The 20401-nt window shown below is 41.7% G+C and carries 17 protein-coding genes; 11 read left to right on the top strand and 6 right to left on the bottom strand.

Features of this window, described 5'->3' with window-relative positions; translation table 11 throughout:
* Window positions 1-39 precede the first annotated feature (39 nt).
* The 4 genes from R2Q94_RS20840 to R2Q94_RS20825 all read left to right on the top strand — a co-directional run bounded on the left by R2Q94_RS20840 (window position 40) and on the right by R2Q94_RS20825 (window position 4334).
* Complete coding sequence (locus tag R2Q94_RS20840; RefSeq protein ID WP_316823408.1) at window positions 40-807, top strand: TatD family hydrolase; 768 nt, start codon at window positions 40-42, stop codon at window positions 805-807.
* Between the two features lie 3 nt (window positions 808-810).
* Window positions 811-1827, top strand: coding sequence for a type I asparaginase (locus tag R2Q94_RS20835; protein ID WP_316823406.1), 1017 nt, complete (start codon window positions 811-813; stop codon window positions 1825-1827).
* A 106-nt stretch (window positions 1828-1933) separates the two neighbouring features.
* The gene (locus tag R2Q94_RS20830; protein WP_316823405.1) at window positions 1934-3349 is read left to right on the top strand and encodes an MBL fold metallo-hydrolase; all 1416 of its coding nucleotides are present in this window, start codon (window positions 1934-1936) and stop codon (window positions 3347-3349) included.
* A 22-nt stretch (window positions 3350-3371) separates the two neighbouring features.
* Entirely contained in the window at window positions 3372-4334 is a 963-nt protein-coding gene (locus tag R2Q94_RS20825) for a YpdA family putative bacillithiol disulfide reductase (RefSeq protein ID WP_316823404.1), read from the top strand.
* Between the two features lie 41 nt (window positions 4335-4375).
* Here the strand turns inward: R2Q94_RS20825 and R2Q94_RS20820 are convergent, their stop codons facing one another.
* The gene (locus R2Q94_RS20820) at window positions 4376-5395 is read right to left on the bottom strand and encodes an alpha/beta hydrolase (RefSeq protein WP_316823403.1); all 1020 of its coding nucleotides are present in this window, start codon (window positions 5393-5395) and stop codon (window positions 4376-4378) included.
* 72 nt (window positions 5396-5467) lie between these two features.
* Between R2Q94_RS20820 and R2Q94_RS20815 the strand changes: the two genes are divergently transcribed.
* On the top strand, window positions 5468-6439 hold the full coding sequence (locus R2Q94_RS20815) for a polyprenyl synthetase family protein (protein ID WP_316823402.1): 972 nt from the start codon (window positions 5468-5470) through the stop codon (window positions 6437-6439).
* A gap of 86 nt (window positions 6440-6525) precedes the next feature.
* The gene (locus R2Q94_RS20810) at window positions 6526-8013 is read left to right on the top strand and encodes a M28 family peptidase (RefSeq protein WP_316823401.1); all 1488 of its coding nucleotides are present in this window, start codon (window positions 6526-6528) and stop codon (window positions 8011-8013) included.
* A gap of 59 nt (window positions 8014-8072) precedes the next feature.
* Here R2Q94_RS20810 and creD read toward each other — a convergent pair whose 3' ends face one another.
* From creD to R2Q94_RS20785, 5 genes are all read right to left on the bottom strand, one after another.
* Window positions 8073-9464 (bottom strand): cell envelope integrity protein CreD, encoded by a 1392-nt coding sequence (creD, locus tag R2Q94_RS20805; RefSeq protein WP_316823400.1) that lies wholly within the window; start codon window positions 9462-9464, stop codon window positions 8073-8075.
* Window positions 9465-9517: 53 nt separating this feature from the next.
* Window positions 9518-9820 carry a transcriptional regulator gene (locus R2Q94_RS20800; protein WP_316823399.1) on the bottom strand — a complete coding sequence of 101 codons (303 nt, stop codon included), beginning with the start codon at window positions 9818-9820 and terminating at the stop codon, window positions 9518-9520.
* The gene (locus R2Q94_RS20795; RefSeq protein WP_316823398.1) at window positions 9817-10437 is read right to left on the bottom strand and encodes a hypothetical protein; all 621 of its coding nucleotides are present in this window, start codon (window positions 10435-10437) and stop codon (window positions 9817-9819) included. The genes R2Q94_RS20800 and R2Q94_RS20795 overlap by 4 nt, the downstream gene beginning before the upstream one ends.
* A 55-nt stretch (window positions 10438-10492) precedes the next feature.
* Entirely contained in the window at window positions 10493-11134 is a 642-nt protein-coding gene (locus R2Q94_RS20790; RefSeq protein WP_316823397.1) for a DUF47 domain-containing protein, read from the bottom strand.
* A gap of 121 nt (window positions 11135-11255) precedes the next feature.
* Window positions 11256-12020, bottom strand: coding sequence for a DeoR/GlpR family DNA-binding transcription regulator (locus R2Q94_RS20785; protein ID WP_316823396.1), 765 nt, complete (start codon window positions 12018-12020; stop codon window positions 11256-11258).
* A gap of 438 nt (window positions 12021-12458) precedes the next feature.
* Between R2Q94_RS20785 and R2Q94_RS20780 the strand changes: the two genes are divergently transcribed.
* The 5 genes from R2Q94_RS20780 to R2Q94_RS20760 all read left to right on the top strand — a co-directional run bounded on the left by R2Q94_RS20780 (window position 12459) and on the right by R2Q94_RS20760 (window position 20371).
* Window positions 12459-15719, top strand: coding sequence for a SusC/RagA family TonB-linked outer membrane protein (locus R2Q94_RS20780; RefSeq protein WP_316823395.1), 3261 nt, complete (start codon window positions 12459-12461; stop codon window positions 15717-15719).
* Window positions 15720-15826: 107 nt separating this feature from the next.
* Window positions 15827-17287: a SusD/RagB family nutrient-binding outer membrane lipoprotein gene (locus R2Q94_RS20775; protein WP_316823394.1), complete on the top strand. Its 1461-nt coding sequence runs from the start codon at window positions 15827-15829 to the stop codon at window positions 17285-17287.
* Between the two features lie 3 nt (window positions 17288-17290).
* Entirely contained in the window at window positions 17291-18703 is a 1413-nt protein-coding gene (locus R2Q94_RS20770) for a calcineurin-like phosphoesterase family protein (RefSeq protein ID WP_316823393.1), read from the top strand.
* A gap of 10 nt (window positions 18704-18713) precedes the next feature.
* Window positions 18714-19622: a glycerophosphodiester phosphodiesterase family protein gene (locus R2Q94_RS20765; RefSeq protein ID WP_316823392.1), complete on the top strand. Its 909-nt coding sequence runs from the start codon at window positions 18714-18716 to the stop codon at window positions 19620-19622.
* Window positions 19623-19693: 71 nt separating this feature from the next.
* Window positions 19694-20371 carry a GDSL-type esterase/lipase family protein gene (locus R2Q94_RS20760; RefSeq protein WP_316823391.1) on the top strand — a complete coding sequence of 226 codons (678 nt, stop codon included), beginning with the start codon at window positions 19694-19696 and terminating at the stop codon, window positions 20369-20371.
* The last annotated feature ends 30 nt before the right edge of the window (window positions 20372-20401 follow it).

The following is a 20401-nucleotide window of genomic DNA, read 5'->3' as shown; positions in this document are numbered from 1 at the left end:
CCGCATATAGTGGACGGGCTTTTTTTATTAACTTTGTCCATGCTTTTGACGGATACCCATACCCACTTATATTACGAGACAGACCCGGAAAAATTAGATATCTTGATGCAGAGATGTCTTGATAATCATGTTGAACGACTGTTCCTGCCCAATGTTGATGTGGCTTCTATAGCCAGAATCGATGCAATGGTAGAAAAATATCCCGCCAATTGTTTTGCCATGGCCGGTTTGCATCCTTGTGATGTTAAGGAAGACTATGAACTGGTTCTGGACGAGATTTGCGAAAGCATCGTGGGTAGAGAGATCTATGCCATCGGTGAAATTGGCATCGACCTGCATTGGGACAAGAGTACACTGGACATCCAGAAAATCGCCTTTTCAGAACAGATCAAATGGGCAAAAGACCTGAATTTGCCTATCGTGATCCATTGCAGAGAAGCCTTCGATGAGATCTTTGAAGTGCTGGAAAAAGAAAGAGATGCCAAATTGAGAGGCATCCTACATTGCTTTACCGGAAATGTAGCGCAGGCAAAACAAGCCATCGACCTTGGTTTTTACCTGGGTATCGGTGGTGTAGTCACCTATAAGAAAGCCGGACTGGACGAAGTATTGAAAGAAATTCCTCTGGCCAATCTGGTACTGGAAACCGATTCTCCCTATTTAGCACCTGTCCCTTTCCGCGGTAAACCAAATGAAAGCAGTTACCTGATTCATATTGCGGAAAAATTAGCAGACATTTACCAAACCGATATCGAAGAAATTGCTGCGGTAACCACTGCCAATTCTAAAACTATCTTCAACATCTAACCAATGACTAAAATACTAATCATCTACACCGGTGGAACCATAGGAATGGTAAACGATCCTAAAACCGGTGTCCTCATTCCTTTTAACTTTGCGCAAATTCAACAAAATGTTCCGGAACTGGCCAGGTTAAACTACGACCTCTCCGTGCATTCTTTTGATCCCATTCTGGATTCTTCCAACATGAGTCCTTTAATCTGGGAAGAGCTCGCTACTTTAATCCGGGATAAATATGAGGAATTTGATGGTTTTGTGATCTTGCATGGATCCGATACGATGTCGTTTACGGCTTCCGCATTGAGCTTTATGCTCGAAAATTTGTCTAAACCAGTGATTTTAACGGGTTCGCAATTGCCAATTGGTGAGATCAGGACGGATGCAAAAGAAAACCTGATCACTGCATTGGAAATTGCTGCCACCAAGAAACAAGGTAAAGCCATGGTGCCCGAAGTATGTGTGTACTTCGATTATCAGCTCTTCCGTGGTAATCGCTCCATTAAATACAATTCAGAAAAGTTTGAAGCCTTCCGTTCGCCGAACTATCCAATTCTGGCAGAAGCAGGGGTAAACCTTTCTTTCTATAAAAACTATATTGCAAAGCAGCCTACAGAACCTTTAAAGGTACATACGAAGTTCAATGCCAATATTGGCGTGTTGAAATTGTATCCGGGAATTTCCCCTCAGGCAGTGCATGCCATTACCAAATCAGGGGTGGATGCCATCGTGCTGGAGACTTTTGGTTCAGGTAATACTACTACTGCCGACTGGTTCATCTCCTGTCTGGAAGAGGCGGTCCAGCATGGTAAACTGATCATCGACATTACCCAGTGTAAACGTGGATCCGTAGAACTGGGTAAATATGAAACCAGTAAAAAACTACAGCAAATGGGCGTGGTATCTGGTTACGATACTACTTTTGAAGCTACCGTTACTAAACTGATGTATTTAATGGGACAGGATTATACCAATGCTGAAGTGGCTGCGCTGATGGAACAATCCCTCCGTGGAGAGTTAACCGTCTAGTTCCCTGCCTTGCTGAATCCAATACATCTCCTGCCAATGTAATTAAAAACCAAAATCTTGGTCTATTCAATTATAAGCTTAATTTTGCAGTTCATAGCAAATTGGAATGAAGATAGAGCAGATATATACAGGTTGTTTAGCCGAGGCAGCCTATTACATAGAAAGTAATGGCGAAGCCGCAATTATTGATCCCCTACGTGAGGTAGATCCTTACCTTAAGCGTGCGGAGAAAGACCAGGCCAGCATAAAATATATTTTTGAAACTCATTTTCATGCGGATTTTGTATCGGGACATGTAGACCTGGCTGAAAAATCAGGTGCGGAAATCGTTTATGGGCCAACTGCTCAAACGACTTTCAAATCTTTGGTTGCTACAGACGGACAACAATTTAAAATCGGCGCATTAACGATTACGGCATTACATACCCCTGGTCATACCCCGGAATCTACGACTTATCTGCTGACAGATGAGCAGGGAAAAGCACATTGCATTTTTTCCGGTGATACCTTGTTTATTGGGGATGTAGGCAGACCAGATCTGGCTCAAAAAGGAGAGCTGACCATGGAAGATATGGCGGCTACCCTTTACGATTCTCTGCAGAACAAAATCCTGTGCCTTCCTGATGAGGTATTGGTTTATCCTGCTCATGGTGCCGGTTCTGCCTGCGGAAAAAATATGAGCAAGGAAACTTTCGATACTTTAGGGCATCAGAAAGAAGTGAACTATGCACTTAAAGCAAGTTCTAAAGCGCAATTCATTCAGGAAGTAACGGCAGGAATTTTACCACCACCTCAGTATTTTGCTAAAAATGCCGCCATGAACAAACATGGTTATGAAAGCTTTGAAGAAGTTTGTGAAAAAGGATTGACACCTTTAAATCCGGAGGAGTTTGAAGCCCTGGCCAACAACACTGGCGCGCTGATCCTCGATACCAGAGATCCTCAGGTCTTCGCTAAAGGATTTATTCCATCTTCGGTGAATATTGGGTTAAATGGACAGTTTGCCCCTTGGGTAGGCGCTTTAATCACTGATTTAAAACAACCTTTGCTATTGGTTTGTGATGCAGGAAAAGAAGAAGAAGCCATTACCCGTCTTTCCAGAGTCGGTTACGACAATACCATTGGATTTTTACTGGAGGGCATGAGCTTATGGGAAGCCTCAGGAAAAGAACTGGAGCGCATTACTTCCATTTCTGCTGCTGAATTTGAAAGCATCCTCAACATCAATGAAAATGTGTTGGCGCTGGATGTAAGAAAACCAGGAGAGTATGCCGCTGAACATCTGGAGCAAACGTTAACACGTCCCTTGGATTACATCAACGACTGGACGAATGAAATCGATCATAAAGGAACTTATTATATCCATTGTGCCGGAGGATACCGCTCAATGGTAGCGGCATCCATTCTTAAAGCCCGTGGCGTTGAAAATGTGATCGACGTTGCTGGTGGTTATGCTGCCATCAGGAATACCGGATTGAAACGTACTGATTTTGCTTGTCCATCTAAAGGAATGAAAGCCTGACCATAAACCTGAGCGGATAGAAATGAACAATTACGATGTACTGATTATTGGTGCCGGCCCGATAGGAATGGCCTGTGCGATTGAAGCGAAAAAGGCCGGATTAAATTATGTCATCGTAGAAAAAGGTGCATTGGTGAACAGCCTGTTCAACTATCCGGTGTTCATGACTTTCTTCTCTACTTCCCAGCGTCTGGAAATTGGTGATGTTCCTTTTGTGAGCATCAATCCTAAACCCAATCGAAATGAAGCTGTGGAATATTACAGGAGGGTGAAAGAAAAGTTTGCCTTAAACGTTCGTCTTTTTGAAAAGGTAGAGCAGGTACAGCAGCAATCGGATGGAAGTTTTCAGGTCCATACCTCAAAAACAACTTATCATGCAAAAAAAGTAATCATTGCGACGGGCTTCTATGACATTCCCCTCATGATGAATATCCCTGGTGAATCGCTGCCAAAAGTAACCCATTACTATAAGGATCCCCATTTGTATGCCTTCCAGAATGTAGTGGTGATCGGGGCAAACAATTCGGCCATTGATGCCGCATTGGAAACTTATCGTAAAGGTGCAAAGGTGACACTGGTGATTCGCAGTGGCGAAATTGGTTCCTATGTGAAATACTGGGTGAGACCGGATATTGAAAACAGGATCAAAGAAGGCGCAATCACCGCTCATTTTCATTCGGAAGTTACAGAAATTACCGATCATCAGGTGAGCATCAAAACACCGGAAGGAGCGCAAAGGATTGATAATGATTTTGTCATCGCCATGACCGGTTATCATCCGGATTTTGCCATGTTGAAAAACTTAGGCCTGGAAATGGGTGATGGTACACAACCTTTCTATAATGAAGAAAGTATGGAAAGTAACCTACCAGGCTTATACCTGGCAGGTGTAGTATGTGGAGGTATGGATACGCATAAATGGTATATCGAAAATAGTCGGGTACATGCCCAACAAATCTTCAGACATATCGCTGAAAATAACTAAACAGTACAGCAGGATCATTTAGGCTGCGAAGCTTCAATCCCTTAAGGTTGTGCCGCAGCTTTTTCTGATACCGGAATCTTTAATACGTTCTTCACGAAATCATCCACTGCCTGTAATACAGAAGGGATGTCTTTAGAGGTGATATAAGAACCTAAAACATGGTCTCCACCATTAGGAATTGCCTTTTTGACTTTTAAACCGGCAGGAGTACCTAATTCATCAAACATCCTCAATTCAGCGGATACCTTAACTGTTTTATCCTGTTCCTGTTCGTTTTTATAATAATACAACAGCAAAGTTGGCTGTGTTACTTTTTCAAAAGTCTGCTTGTTCATCGTAGTGGCCACCAGCTCCTGTAGTTGAACCGCAGATTCGAGGCGGTATTTGGTATACCAATATTTTGCATACCTTGGATCACTATCCGCAACTTCTCTTTCCTTGCCACCTATATTTAAACGGGCAATCTGCAAGCCCCATGGCTTGTTTAACAGGAAAGCGAATTTCTCATTGATCTCTATATTCGGAGAGATCAACATCAGACTGTATACGTCTTTTGGATACTCAGCGGCCAGCTTTAAAGCCAATGTTCCACCGGTAGAAGTCCCCATTAAAATTACTTTCTTTCCCAATCTTTTCCCGATTTCCAAAGCTTGTTTAGCACTTTCCCAGGCCCGGTCTGGCGTATAATATTCCATCGCAGCAACGGTGTCTATCCCGTGATCCGCTAAACGGGCCAGGTATAAATTGGCATGAATCTCTTTGGCCAGATGCGTATGTACCGGATTTCCTTCTTCCTTTGAAGCGCTATACCCATGTAAATACACCACCGAATATTCCGATTGTTGCTTTAAAACCGAATCCGCCCATACAATTTCAGCCTCGTTACCGGGTTTGACTTTGTGCTTCGACTCGATGCTTTTTACATAATTTTCAAGCTCCGGGAGTTGAGGAACAACGGGAAGCTGAGCGCTATATTGTGGATGTGCAGGTTTTGGGCCCATGAAATATACCACGAGAGCGACTAAAATAACGGCGATAAGTACTTTGAATGTATTTTTCACTTTAAACTTTTTACTAAAAGTACGCTTTTAAAGATATTTAATTTATGTTTGCACACATATTTTTTCACCTGAATGCCGGGAATAAATCAGATAAAACTACCTATAGCCGCAGACATAGCTGCCTTCGAAGAAAAGTTCAAGGCCTCGATGCACAGTGACGCGCCATTACTCGATAGAATTACTCATTATATTGTTAAAAGAAAGGGTAAACAAATTCGTCCGATGTTCGTGTTTTTCGCCGCAAAGCTTTGTGGGGGAATCATTGAATCTACTCATAGAGGTGCCGCGTTAGTGGAACTGCTGCATACTGCAACCCTGGTTCATGATGATGTGGTAGACAATGCCTACGAACGCAGGGGGTTCTTTTCTATCAATGCCTTATGGAAAAACAAAATAGCGGTATTGGTAGGTGATTACCTATTGGCAAAAGGTTTATTGCTTTCGGTAAATAATGGTGAATTCCGTTTGCTGCAAATCGTTTCTGAAGCAGTTAAGCAGATGAGTGAAGGAGAGTTGTTGCAAATTGAAAAGGTGCGTAAGATGGACATCAGCGAAGAATTATACTTCGATGTGATCCGTCAGAAAACCGCTTCTTTAATTGCTTCCTGCTGTGCTTGTGGTGCTGCATCTGCCGGTGCTGATGAGGAAACCATTGAAAAGATGAGACTTTTCGGTGAAAAGGTAGGTATCGCTTTCCAGATTAAGGACGATACTTTTGATTTTGGTACTGATGATGTAGGAAAACCTTTAGGCATCGATATCAAAGAGAAAAAAGTAACCCTTCCTTTGATCTATGCCCTTAATCGTTCTGATAAGGCGGAGAAAAAGAAAATGATCAGTCTGGTGAAAAACCACAAGGATGATCCAGTTAAAATCCAGCAAATCATTGATTTTGTGAATGCCAAAGAAGGCGTTCGCTATGCGCAGGAGAAAATGGAGCAGTACCAACAAGAGGCTTTTGATATCCTGAATAGTTTTGAACCCGGGGATGCCAGAACAGGTCTCGAGCAACTGGTACGTTATACCACCGAGCGGAAGAAATAATCTCCCATAAATTTGTTGCAAATAAAATGACCCGGAGCTCAGGCTTGTAGGGGCAAAATCCTTATTTTCATTAAAAATACCCTTTTATGAAAGCTTTTTATAGTCTATTGATTTGCTGTATCGCTGTTTCTGCAGAGGCACAAACACAAGTACACACTCAGGTTCAATTACAAAAGCCGGTTTCGGATGATTTTTCTGCTACTTTTAAAGCGATAAATACAGAGGTGCAAGCCAATTCCAAAGCCTATAATAACCTGAAATTTGCAACCGAAAGTATCGGGCATCGTTTAACAGGTTCGGCAAATGGTGCAAAAGCAGAAGCGTACGCCTATCAATTGTTAAAATCTTATGGTTATGATGTGAAGTATCAGCCATTTGAAGTGGAAAGCTGGAGCAGGATCAGTAATGAAACCAAAATTGGGGATACTCAGGATGATTTGAAAAAGGTAAATGCCGTTACACTGGCACATTCGCCGGTAAAAGCAAATGTGCTCGGAGAATTGGTAGATCTGGGAAATGGCCTGGAAGCCGATTATGCGAAAGACGCTGGAAATGTAAAAGGAAAAATTGCATTGGTTTATCTGGGGGTACTTCCGGGATCTCCTGAAAAAACACCATACCTGCACCGTTCTGAAAAGACTGCTATTGCCATTCAGCATGGCGCTGCGGGGATTATTCTGATCAATGGCGTAAAAGGAGGCGTATTACTTACCGGAACGGCTTCTGTAACCGGAAAGCTGATTTCCATTCCTGCAATTTGTATTGGCCTGGAAGATGGAATGGCACTAAAGGAGACATTGAAAAATAAAAAGCAATATGCAAGCTTGAATATGAGCAATTTCTCCGGGCTGATTAAAGCCAGGAATGTGATTGCGACCCTGAAGGGGACAACTTTACCGGAAGAGAAAATAGTAGTAGGTGGTCATCTGGACAGCTGGGATCTGGCAACAGGGGCCATCGACAATGGCATTGGCTCTTTTGCCATCATCGATATGGCCCGCACTTTTAAAAAGCTGCAGTTAAAAACAGGCCGTAGCCTGGAATTTATTTTGTTTATGGGGGAAGAACAGGGCTTGTTAGGCTCAAAAGCATACATAGCGGAAGCGCAGAAAAATCATAAACTGGACGAGGTTAAGTTCATGTTGAATTATGATATGGCCAATAATCCAAAAGGTTTTTCTACCAGCAGAAAAGAAATGAAAGCGCTGTTTACTACATGGGGAAGTCAGATCAATCAGCTGGATTCAGGTTTCAAAAATATTTTCAATTCCGGTGCCGGTTTACATAGTGATCATCAACCCTTCTTATTGGAAGGAATTCCTACAGGTGCTGGCGCTGGAGAGCGATTGCCAAACAATTCCGGACCTTTCTACCATTCTGATGGAGACGTATTTGCCCTGGTAGATGATCAGGAATTGAGAAATACCGTTCGCTTTAGTGCGATGTTGATTTATGCTTTAGCAAATACCCCGAATATCCCGGTCGGCAGACAATCTGAGGAAGTTTTGAAGCAGTTCCTGCAGGAGAATAACCTGGAAGAGCCTTTAAAGATTGCCGGCGAATGGAGGTGGTAAATTTCAAAGCGCTGAATTCCTATATCAGGAATTCAGCGCGGAAGTTATTGAGGAGTTAATTATTCTTCTGCTGTACTTTTAAGAGGCGGAATCGAATCCCCGCTTTTGTTCCAGTTGATTTTAACAGAGAAATACATCAGCGCAGCCACCGTAATAAACAAGCCAATACTACCAAATAACAAGGCCAGGTCTTGTAGTTGGATGATGACATAAATAAAGCCATAAAATATACTCAGGATCAGGGCAAAAGCCATGGCTGTTTTTTTATTCCGCAAAAAGGCACCAATAAATGTACTCACCAGCAATACTGTAGCTACAGAAGCAATGAAGTAAGCCATGTCGAATCCAATCTGTTCGCTAAAAGATAGTAAAAGCGTATAGTAAATGATCATGGCAGCACCAATCAATACATATTGCAGGAGATTTACCTTTACTTTGTTCAATAGTTCGATAAAGAACAGGGAGATAAAGCTCAATAAGATAATCAGGATGGCATATTTTGCAGAACGCATGGTTTTCTGATACTGATCTACCGGGAGCAGGAACTTCACCCCAAATGTTGAATTTTCTTTATTTTGTGGCGTTAATACAGATTGCCCACTGATCCATTGCTGAGGAAAGGACCTATTGAAGTTCGACATTTTCCAGGTGCTGCTGAATTGTTTTTCAGTGACCTTTCTGGATTCCGGAAGGAAAGCGCCAGTGAAACTCGGGTTGTTCCAATCACCATTCACTTTGATGATGCTGTTTTTGCCCAGATGGAGGAAGTTTAAAGCTTCAGTCCCCCTAAGTTCCATTTCATAATTGAATTGGATGGCGGTGTTTTTACCGGCTTGCAGGTCGATGAGCAGGCCCAGGTTGTTAACAAATAAATTTTCTGGGGCAAAATCTGGTTCAGCATTGTAGGATGCGCCCTCTATCTTGATGATAGGACTGCTTTTCAGCCCTTTAAAGTCACTGATTCCTGCCACTATTTTTGCTTTATCCCAAAGGATAAGATCTGGATTGATTCCTGATTTTTTCGATTCTAAAGCAGAGAATTTCCCTGTTAACTTGATTTTTGCATGGTATACCACTGCATCAAATATGCCCCGGTGTAGTATTTCTGGCTTCACCTGACTTTGGATGTCCAGGCTTTCAGGCAGGATATAAATTGTAGCGAGGCTATCTTTCATGATTGATTTTCCGGCAGCATCGCTGGCCTTAATCCATGTTTTGTAAGGAAGTTGGAGTACCGGACTCTCGATGAGCTGCGGACCAGACCATTTGGCTGAGATTTCATTTATAGCTTCCTCCTGACGGCCTTGACGTTCCTCGATCAGGTATTGAATCCAGGTAGAAGGAATCAATAGCATGAGGGTCAGTATGGCGATTAGGAATAATTTAGCGCCCATAGATTCCTGTAACTGGGCAAAGAATGATTTTTCTTTTTGGGGTTGTGTGCTTTCCATTGTTTTCTATTTTTAAAAGTACTTTGTTTTTCAAAGTTGATGGGTAAAAAAAATTAGACTTTTTGTTGTTTGATTAAATTTTCCAGGGATTCGAGGTGTTTGATGAAGGCGATTCTGCCTTTTTCTGATGCCGCATAGCTGGTATTGGGTTTTCTACCCAGAAAAGATTTATAGACGTTGATATAAGCTTCTTTCTCCAATGCTTTAAGGTGAGAGGCAAGGTTACCATCCGTCACCTCCAACAATTCTTTCAGGGAATTGAAGTCATAGTTTTCATTGGCCACAAGAATGCTCATGATCTGTAAACGAACACGGTTTTCAAAGGCTTTATCGAAATTTGCTAATGTGGTTTTCACTTGTCGTATTTAAAATGCATGATCGTACCATAAATAATGTGGAGTAATCCGAAACCAATTGTCCAGAATACCAGGCCATATCCAGGTAGTAAGGCGGCAAATATACCTAGAATCAGCTCCATTAAGCCTAACCATTTTACATCTTCAAATGTATAATTGCTGGCGCCAACAAGCGCAAGGCCATAAAATATCAAACAAGTAGGGGCGATGACGCCGTAATATCCTCTGAAAAATAGAATTAGAATCAGGCAACCTCCGGTCAGTAAGGGAACCAACATGCTGAACAATAGTTTTTTGCTGATGGGGTTCCATACCTTTTGCTTGTTTTTGTTCGCCTTCTTTAGTGTGAGTAAAATTCCAGTGCCAATAGAAAGTACCAATACTGCCAGAGCAACGAAAAATAAATCCCAAAGCAGTGCAGGTTCATTTATAAAATGTTCCCTGTAATCCATGTTTAGGTTTTGGCCATACACCAATGCATAGGCAATACCAGCCCCTATTAAGGCATAAACTCCCGCCATAATTCCGGATAACCCATTTAGGGAAATGAATTTTGCAGAACGCTCCATCAGGTTTCTGATGGAATGGAGTTCAGAATAGATTTCTTGCTTTTCCATAAAAGTACTTTGTATCACAAAGTAAAGTATTAATTATGGAATCTGCAAGAGGGGCTTAAGTATTTTTTACAAGGATGCTTTCCAAGACATTGGCTACATCATCACATTTATCCGCAGCCATTTCCAGAATTTGCAGAATTTCTTTTTGCTTGATCAGTTCAATTGGGCTGATATCAGACTGGAATAAATAAGCGAGTGCCTGATTACAAACTACGTCGGCCTGACCTTCTCCTTTATAAATCCGCAGACAAACGTCGCTGATGAGTCCGGTATTTTTAAAGGTCCGCAGTTCTCTAAGTGCAATTTCCAGATCACGACACATTTCAATCAGCAGTTGCGCCATACCGATCATTGGCTTATTGATCTCGGTTACCTGATATAAATCTACATTGATGGCTGCACTGTGCATGTAATCGGCAATGGCATACAATGCGCTGATCAGGGAGTGAATGTCTTCTCTGCTGAAGGGCGTAATCAGACTTTTACTGAGGCTCAGGAAGATTTTGGTGCGGATCTGTTCGCCCGTATGTTCCATACGTTCGATTTCCTTGATATGCACTTTGCGCTGTTCCTGATCTGTGGTGCTTAAGGTAAGCAATAAAGTTTCAGATAAACGTACCAGGTTTCCCCCACACTGTTCAAACAGGGGCTGGAACTTTTTATCTTTTGGGCTGAAGACTTTGAAGAAGTTGTTCATATGACGGAGGATATAACTCAAAAATATCGATCGTAATATTAACAGGGGATGAAGTTTATGCTATTTTAAGCGATGCTAAGACTGCTTGAATTAGTCAGGAGCCAGGCTTTGCTGTTATAGGTTAAACAATAGTGACTTCGATCCCTAAACTTTCCAGTTGCTGTAAAGTTTGCTGGGAAATTCCGCTATCCGTAATCACATGGTCTACTTCTTCAATACCGCAGATTTTCCCGAAGCCTCTTTTTCCAAATTTAGTGGAGTCGGCCAGTACTATGACCTTTTGGGAAGCATCCATCATTTGTTTGTTCAGCTGTGCTTCATAAGCATTGGTAGTGGTTAAGCCAAACTCTAAGTCAATACCATCTACACCCAGAAAAAGCTTGCTGCAAAAAACATTGCTCAGGATATTATCAGAATAGGGGCCGGTCACAGAAGCCGAACTTTTTCTTAAAAGTCCACCCAATTGGATGACCTCAATGTGATCATGTCTGATCAGTTCCAAGGCTACATTTAAGGCAGAAGTAATGACAGTTAAGTTTCCTTGCGGTTTAATGGCTCTTGCTAAAGCCAGGACTGTAGTCCCCGAAGCAATAATAATCGAATCATTATCCTTGATCAAGCCGCTTGCCGAGGCAGCTATCCTCAACTTTTCTGCAGATTGTAAAGGCTCTTTTTCATTCACCGGTCGGTCTACAGTATATGGATTATTTAGCGTAGCTCCACCATGGGTTCTGAAAACCAGCTTTTTATCTTCGAGTAGTTTCAGATCCTTACGAATAGTCACTGATGAAACATCCAGCTCCTTACATAAAATCTGTACATCTACTGCTCCCTCTGCCTGAATCCTATGGAGAATATACTGGTGTCTTTCTGCTATGTTGATCATTGTTTGCCTTTTTGTGGTGGTATTGGTCGCTTTGGAATTAAAGATGCAACAAAATTAATTGAAAAATTAAATTATTCAGTCATGTTTTTAATCCGGTTTGCGCTGCTCTTTCATTTTGTTGTGATTTAATGTTAAGCGAAGGTTAACGAAGCATTTTTGGACCTTAACTCTAAATTCTCCAGGGATTTTTCTACTGAAATTCCTGAAAACGAGTACTTAACCTTGTCGTTTTTTTGCGCTTAGTGGTCATGCATTTCATTTGCTTTATGGCTTAAAAACTGCTTTTTTGACCTCTTAAATGCTGTTTTTGAACTTTAACTTAACACATCAATAATATACGGTTAACAGTATTAGGGAGATATTTGCGCCGAAAGACAAAATGGAAATGAAACGAAATGTTCCTGTTCCAGAATGTTACACACACAATCGATAACAATAATGAAGAAAACTTTTACCAATCATCTCCGGTTTACGAAATTTTTCAAGTACAGGGCAATCTGTCTGGCCATGGCCATTGTACCTGGCGCTCAGCTATTGAACGCTGCGCCAGTAGTAAAACCATTGACTATTTTACAGGAAACAGTGACCATCAAAGGTGTTGTAAAGGACCAGAAAGACGGGATGCCATTGCCAGGTGTGACCATTTCTGATCAGCATAAAAAAGTACTTGCTGCGACCAATGGCGATGGTGTTTTTAATATCAGTGTTCCAAAGGGAAGCCAGCTATCCTTCAATATGATTGGCTATAATGTAGCCAAAAGCGTATTTTCTGAAAGCCAAAGCGGTGTAGTGATTACCCTTTCTGAATCCAGCAGCGAGTTGAATGAGGTAGTGGTAACTGCATTAGGGATTAAACGTGAGGCAAAATCATTAGGATTTGGCGCAACGGTAGTGAGTGGTAAAGAGATTTCTGATGCACCTTCCAATAACTGGTCGGACGCCTTAAAAGGTAAAGTTCCTGGAATGACCTTAACGCAGACAGGTTCAGGTCCGATCAACAGTGCAAGGATTAACCTTCGGGGCGACCGCTCCCTGAGTGGTAATAACGAAGCATTGATCGTAGTTGATGGGGTACCTATTTTAACGCGTAGTGCGAGTTCAGGTGTGAGCGATGCTTATGGTGCTGGTTCTTCCGGTGCGGATAAGGATATTCCGATCGATTTTGGAAACGGGATCTCTGATATTAATCCGGATGATATCGCCTCTGTGACCGTACTTAAGGGGGCAGCCGCAGCAGCACTTTATGGTAGCCGTGCACAAAATGGTGCCTTGATCATCACGACTAAATCGGGTGCCAAGAGGGCAAAGGGAATGGGCGTTACTTTTAACTCCAATACCAGTTTCAATGATGTGTTGCGCTGGCCGGATTATCAGTATGAATATGGCCAGGGAAATGACAATAGAAATGCTGCCGGTGAATTGTACTATTCTTATGGTGCTTCTGCAGATGGGCCGAGTACCAGTGCGACTTCAAGCGCCTTTGGGCCGAAATTTAATGGTCAGAGTTATTTCCAATATGATCCGAATTTGGAAGGACAGGGTCTGACACGGACGCCATGGGTTCCCTATAAAGACAATATCAAAGGTTACTGGAGAACAGGTTACACCTTGCAGAACGGTATAGCTTTGGATGGGGGGACCGATAATTTTACGGCGAGAGCTTCCATAACACATACCAAAAATGAATGGATCATGCCAAATACAGGCTTTGAAAGACTAGTCGCTTCCCTGAATACCAGTATGCAGATTTCCAGGAAAATGAAGTTGAATGCAAAGATCAGCTATACCAATAAAACCAGTGATAACCTTCCTGGAACTGGTTACAATGGGCAATCTATTGCTTACTTTATGATTTTTCAGAATCCAAACGTAGATCTGGATTGGTATAAACCAATGTGGAAGAAAGGTCAGGAGCAGTTGAAACAGATCCATCCTTTCAGTTCTTATATCGAAAATCCATACCTGATTGCCAATGAAATGACCAATAGTCTGAATAGTAATAATCTGGAGGGAAATCTGCAAGGGGTATATACTTTTAATGACCAATGGGAATTGATGGTACGTTCTGGCTTAAACATGCGTGTAGATGCCCGTGAGCAACGCCGTACTTTCGATACTTCGAATTTCCCATTAGGGTATTATAAGCAACAGGATGTTAATTTTCAGGAATACAATACAGACGCTTTATTGAGTTATAGCAAAAACCTGATGCCTAAATTAGGCTTCCGTGCTTCCTTCGGTGGAAACTTAATGAGAAGAACATTAAAAGAAAACAATTCGGTTGCACGAGGCTTGCTGTCGCCAGGGGTATATAAGCTGTCGAATGCCCTAACCAATGCGTTAGCTGAAAATGAACTGATCAGAAGAGAGACACAAAGTGCATTCGGTTTGATCAATATGGATTGGGATAAAAAGGTTTATCTGGACATTACCGGACGTAACGACTGGTCTTCGACTTTACCTAAAGGCAATAATTCTTATTTCTATCCTTCGGTAAGTACCAGTTACATTTTGTCTGAAATGTTCAAAATGCCTAAGGCGATTTCTTTTGCGAAATTAAGGTTGTCATGGGCACAAATTGGTTCCGATACAGAACCTTATCGTACACAGAAATATTATGGTTCTTCCCTTTTTCCGGGTTCTGCTGAGGCGCCAGGTACTTTATTCAATGATAACCTGAAACCTGAAATGTCTACTTCATGGGAAACCGGTGCGAATGTGGCTTTACTGAACAACCGCATTACTGCAGATGTGAATTTATATGTTTCGACAACCAGCAATCAGGTTTTATTAGTGCCCTTAGACATCACAACCGGTTATTCTAAAGGTTTTGTGAATGGAGGTAAGGTGCGTAATAAAGGTGTAGAGCTCATGTTGAGTGCGAAACCTGTAGTATCAGATGATTTCACATGGACTGCTACAGTGACCTGGTCGAAAAACCAAAACAGGATCCTGGAATTGAGTAAGGATGTATTGAGTGCACAGCAGATTATTGCACAAAGCGGTTCTGGGGCAGCCTCTATCATTGCTACTGTTGGTGGTACTACCGGGGATTTATGGGGTTACGGATTGGTGCGCAATGATAATGGTGATGTGATTTTCGATAAGAAGACAGGATTTGCTGTTCGTCCTACGGATATGAAGAAAATTGGCAACGCCTATGCAGATTGGCGTGGTGGTTTCCACAATGAGTTCAGGTATAAAGATTTTACTTTAAGCGCATTGATTGACGGTCAGTTTGGTGGCATTGTATATTCTCAAACCCACCATAAAATGACGGAACAAGGAAAGTTAAAGCATACCTTGCTGGGTAGAGAAGAGGGAGGCGTAATTGGCGATGGTGTGGTACAAAACAGCGATGGCAGTTTTTCTCCAAATACAACCAAAGTACCTGTGAGCACCTGGTATGCCGATTATTACCGTCGTGCGAACGTAGAAACCAACAGCTTTGATGCTTCTTATCTGAAGTTAAGAGAAGTAAGGCTGGAATATCGCTTGCCTAAATCATGGATTCAGAAAATGAATGTTACAGGTGCGACCATTGCATTCTATGGTAGAGACCTGGCGATGATTTCTAAGTTCCCTGCTTTTGATCCTGAAACTGCGGCATTAAATGGCTCGACCATTATGCCAGGTGTGGAAATGGGTCAGTTGCCAAGTACAAGAACCTTTGGTTTGAACTTAAGGTTACAATTGTAAATCGGATTTGACTCCAGTTTCATCAGGAAACTGATGCTGAAGAAGACAACAAAATAAAAGGCCAAGGCCAGGAAAATATAAAAGGTTAAAAATATAATTATAAACTGATGAAAATAAAGATAACAGCCATTGTTGCTTTGGTGAATCTGATGATTTTTTCTTCTTGTACGAAGGATTTTGAAGAACTGAATACCAACCCTAATCTGGTACAAACTGCTGTTCCGGGAAGTTTATTGACACCTACTGTATATGGGATGAGTACTTACTTCACTGTAAGAAGTTACAATTTTACCTGGCAGATCATGCAGGTAGGACTGCCTAACCCAAGTCTTTCTGCAGGCATTCATCGTTATGATGTACAAGAATCTGAAGGAAACGGAACCTGGAACAATTGCTATAAATATTTGCGCAATGTAAAAGAAATGGAAGCTTCTGCGAAGGTATTCCAAATGCCGGTTTATAAGGCGGTAGCGACCACAATGAAAGCTTACATTACTGGAATTTTAACCGATAGTTTTGGCGATGTCCCTTTTTCTGAAGCCATGCGTGCAGAAGAAAAGATCACACAGCCCCGCTTCGATACTCAGGAAGAAATCTATGTTTCTTTATTACAACAGCTAGAAGAAGCAAACACCATTTATGCAACGGAAAAGGGAGCGATGTCTGGCAACGACTTTTTATACGGCAATAAAAAGGAGAACTGGCGAAAGCTGAACAATTCCCTGCTGATGCGTATGCTGTTGCGTCTTTCTAAAAAAACAGAATTTAAAAGCTATGAGCGCTTAAAGGCCATGATTGCTGATCCGCTAAAATATCCTGTATTTACCAGTAATGCAGAAGCGGCAATTGTGAAGGTTTCCGGAATTGCACCTTATGATTATGCATGGGGCAGACGCCAGGATTATGTGAACTTTGAGGCTATGGGCGAGTTTTTTGTAGAAATGCTAAATGGTCTGAATGATCCTAGAAGAGCATTGTTTATGACCAGAGCATCTAAAGTTGTAGAAAAAGTTCCGGTAGATTTAGGTTTTAAAGGATATACTGCCGGACATTCCGGACAGGATTCCCAGTTTGGATTTACCCCAAGTGCTCCGAATGGAGATTTGATGTTCCCATCGGCAGTTGGAACGCCAATCAACGAGGTGATCATGAGTTATGCGGAGGTAGAATTCATCAAAGCAGAAGTTGCTTTAATGACTGGGGATCTTGCGGCAGCTAAAACAGCTTATGAAAAGGGGGTATCTGCTGCGGTTACACAATGGCCGAATGGCGTGATGACCGCTGATTATTTCAACAATCCTAATGCTGCCTTTAATGGAACATTTGAGCAAATTATGAATCAGAAGTATTTGGCTTTATTTTTCAATGATTACCAGCAATGGTTTGAATACCGTCGCACAGGTTTTCCTAAATTGCCAAAAACACAATATATGTTACATGATGGACGGATGCCAACCCGCTTTATGTACCATAATGATGTGCGCAGGTTCAATCCTGAAAACTATAGAATCGCTGCTGATCGCATCGGTGGAGATGATGTGATGACTAAAGTTTGGTGGGAGAAATAAACCATGAACAGAAGATTATTTATACAGAATTTTAGCTTGCTGACTACCGGTATGGTAGTCAGCCTGAATACTGAAGCCTTTTCTCAGTTACAAAGAGGAAATACCATTAAGGGGAGGGTGACCTCCGGTAAAAATGGCCTGGCCAACGTTATGGTATCCGATGGGTATTCCCTGGTGCTGACGGATAAGAAGGGGAATTATAAAATCAAAACCAACACAGAGGCAACAAGTATTTGGTTGAGTACCCCTGCCGGTTATGAGTTTCCAACTAAAGCCAGTATTGCTAGTCATTACCACGTCCTGGGGAGCAGAAATGAATATAATTTCGAGCTAAAAAAGTTAAAAAAAGACGATCATCATCATCATTTTATCATTTGGGCAGATCCGCAGATTAAAAATAAAAAGGATGTGGCACAAATGATGGAAAGCGCTGTTCCTGATGTTCAGGAATTGGTGGCTACAATGGGTGCCGATCCTTTGATCCATGGCATTGGAGTTGGAGATTTAGTATGGGATAACCATGCGCTATTTGCAGATTACAATGCTGCGGTAGAAAAAATGAACATACCGTTTTTTCAGGCCTTAGGAAATCATGATATGGATTATAGAATGGGTGGGGATGAAACATCCGACCGTACCTTTAAAGAGATTTATGGTCCTACTTATTATTCTTTCAATAGAGGGAAGGCACATTATGTGGTATTGGATAATGTACGCTACCTGGGTAGAGAAAGGGAATATGATGGCTTTATCTCTGAAAATCAATTGGTCTGGTTGCAGAAAGATTTGGAACTGGTGCCAAAGGATCAGTTACTGATCATTAACCTGCACATCCCGGTATACAATTCTGTGAAGAACAACGCTGATTTCTATGCTTTGCTGGCAGGTTATAAAAATGTACACATCATGTCGGGGCACACGCATTACAACGCCAACCATATTCAGGATGGTATTTATGAACATAACCACGGTACGGTTTGTGGGGCCTGGTGGACAGGTCCAATTTGTAGCGATGGTACGCCAAGGGGATACGGGGTTTATGAGGTTTCTGGTAATGAGTTGAAATGGTACTATAAATCTACAGGGAAGGATAAGCAGGAACAGATGAGCATCTATGTAGATCAGTTGACCAACCAAACGAGGCTAATTGCCAATGTCTGGAACTGGGATCCGGAATGGAAGGTGGTTTATTTCCTGGATGACAAGCCGATGGGTGTGTTGGAGCAACAGAAAGGTTTTGATCCTTTAGCCCTTAAGCTGTACCTTGGAGATCAACTCCCGGTAGGAAGAACTTTTGCTGAACCACAGAAAATGGACCATTTGTTTGTCGCGCATTTTCCCCCTTCGCTGAAGAAGGTAAGTGTATTGGTAACTGATCGTTTTGGAAATGAATACCGTAAAGAAACAATGATATAAACTGGTATGTATGAAAGTTATTTACTTATGGATAGGCCTTGTACTGACTGGCTTGTCATCAGATAGATTATTAGCGCAGGTAAAATCAGGCTCAAAGTCAAATTTCCCTGTCTTTAGTACAGAAGGGCATCGTGGTGCCCGTGGCCTGATGCCAGAAAATACGATTCTGGCCATGAAGAAGGCAATAGATCTGGGAATCACGACCCTGGAGATGGATACGCATGTGACCAAAGACGGCGCTGTAGTTGTGACACATGATGATTATTTAAGTCCGCCTTTTATGCTGGATGCCGATGGAAAAGAAATACTCCCTGCTGATGCAAAGAAATATCCGGTGTATCAGATGACTTACGCTGAATTAAAATCATTTGATTTAGGTTCAAAATATTACCCAGCCTTTCCTCAACAGGAAAAGATAAAAACATTTATCCCGCGTTTGGAAGAACTCATAGATTCCGTACAACATTACCTGACAAAAACGGGCAAAAAGCAAATGTTCTATAATATAGAAACGAAATGCGGTCCGGAAGGAGATGGGGTATTGAACCCGGATCCGGAGACTTTTGTACAGTTATTGATGAAGGTTATTGAAAAGAAAGGGATAAGCCCCTATGTCGTGATTCAATCATTTGATAAGAGAACCCTTCAGATTTTAAATGAAAAATATCCGGAGGTAAGGACTTCTTATCTGGTTGCCAATAAGAAAAGTTTTGAAGAGCATATGGCGGACCTTGGTTTTTTACCTTTCATCCTGAGTCCGGCTTATCAAATGGTAAACAATGAGCTGGTAAAGAAATGTCACGATCAGGGAATTAAAGTGATTCCTTGGACGGTAAATACGGCAGCAGATATTCAGCTGCTAAAGGATTTAAAAGTTGACGGTATTATTTCTGATTATCCGAACTTACTGGTACCATAAGATTGGAGGGCTGCTTATTTTAAGGATTCTCATTTTTAAAAAGATCAGGCAATTCGTAGTTTAGTAGGGATATGAAAAAAACATTTCCCTTCTTTATTTGCCTGATCTTCTTTTTATCAGCCAGTCCGAGCAAGGCACAATCTCTAAAATATGATACGGCCTATAAATCTAAAGGTTACTTAGAACGGTTAGAAAAGTTTAAAACGGATCCGATTTCTAAAGATGATGTGGTCTTTTTAGGAAATAGTATTACTGCTGGCACCAATTGGGCAAAATTACTGGATATGCCAACTGCAATCAATAGAGGGATTTCCGGCGACATCACCTTTGGTATTCTGAATCGTTTACAGGAAATTATTGATGCGAAGCCCCGCAAGATATTTATCCTGATTGGAACCAACGACATCTCCAGAGAGATTCCTGATTCCCTGGTGCTGGAGAATTATAAAAGCATGGTGAAGCGCATCAAAAAGGGATCCTCTTCTAAAATATACTTCTTTACTATATTACCAGTAAACCAGAGCACAAGTTTTCTAAGACATAAGGGAAAAGCATCACACATCAATTGGGTCAATTCAGAAATGAAAAAGATGACTGCCAGGCATGTTAAAGTGATTGATCTGTACCCTCATTTTGTAGATGAGAATGGGGGGCTGAAAGAAAGCCTAAGCTATGATGGATTACACTTGAATGATGCAGGATATCAGGTATGGGCGAAAGTGCTAAAGGAAGGAAATTACCTGAAATAAATTAGTTGTATTCAATTGTCATCTGCTGTC

The sequence above is a fragment of the Pedobacter gandavensis genome (assembly GCF_032678465.1).
Classification (GTDB): Bacteria; Bacteroidota; Bacteroidia; order Sphingobacteriales; family Sphingobacteriaceae; genus Pedobacter; species Pedobacter gandavensis_B.
This window is presented reverse-complemented; position numbering and strand designations above follow the sequence as displayed.

Coding starts and splice junctions, on each gene's coding strand:
- R2Q94_RS20840 (WP_316823408.1), top strand. CDS start 40: ATGCTTTTGACGGATACCCATACCCACTTATATTACGAGACAGACCCG.
- R2Q94_RS20835 (WP_316823406.1), top strand. CDS start 811: ATGACTAAAATACTAATCATCTACACCGGTGGAACCATAGGAATGGTA.
- R2Q94_RS20830 (WP_316823405.1), top strand. CDS start 1,934: ATGAAGATAGAGCAGATATATACAGGTTGTTTAGCCGAGGCAGCCTAT.
- R2Q94_RS20825 (WP_316823404.1), top strand. CDS start 3,372: ATGAACAATTACGATGTACTGATTATTGGTGCCGGCCCGATAGGAATG.
- R2Q94_RS20815 (WP_316823402.1), top strand. CDS start 5,468: ATGCCGGGAATAAATCAGATAAAACTACCTATAGCCGCAGACATAGCT.
- R2Q94_RS20810 (WP_316823401.1), top strand. CDS start 6,526: ATGAAAGCTTTTTATAGTCTATTGATTTGCTGTATCGCTGTTTCTGCA.
- creD (WP_316823400.1), bottom strand. CDS start 9,464: ATGGAAAGCACACAACCCCAAAAAGAAAAATCATTCTTTGCCCAGTTA.
- R2Q94_RS20795 (WP_316823398.1), bottom strand. CDS start 10,437: ATGGAAAAGCAAGAAATCTATTCTGAACTCCATTCCATCAGAAACCTG.
- R2Q94_RS20790 (WP_316823397.1), bottom strand. CDS start 11,134: ATGAACAACTTCTTCAAAGTCTTCAGCCCAAAAGATAAAAAGTTCCAG.
- R2Q94_RS20785 (WP_316823396.1), bottom strand. CDS start 12,020: ATGATCAACATAGCAGAAAGACACCAGTATATTCTCCATAGGATTCAG.
- R2Q94_RS20780 (WP_316823395.1), top strand. CDS start 12,459: ATGAAGAAAACTTTTACCAATCATCTCCGGTTTACGAAATTTTTCAAG.
- R2Q94_RS20775 (WP_316823394.1), top strand. CDS start 15,827: ATGAAAATAAAGATAACAGCCATTGTTGCTTTGGTGAATCTGATGATT.
- R2Q94_RS20770 (WP_316823393.1), top strand. CDS start 17,291: ATGAACAGAAGATTATTTATACAGAATTTTAGCTTGCTGACTACCGGT.
- R2Q94_RS20765 (WP_316823392.1), top strand. CDS start 18,714: ATGAAAGTTATTTACTTATGGATAGGCCTTGTACTGACTGGCTTGTCA.
- R2Q94_RS20760 (WP_316823391.1), top strand. CDS start 19,694: ATGAAAAAAACATTTCCCTTCTTTATTTGCCTGATCTTCTTTTTATCA.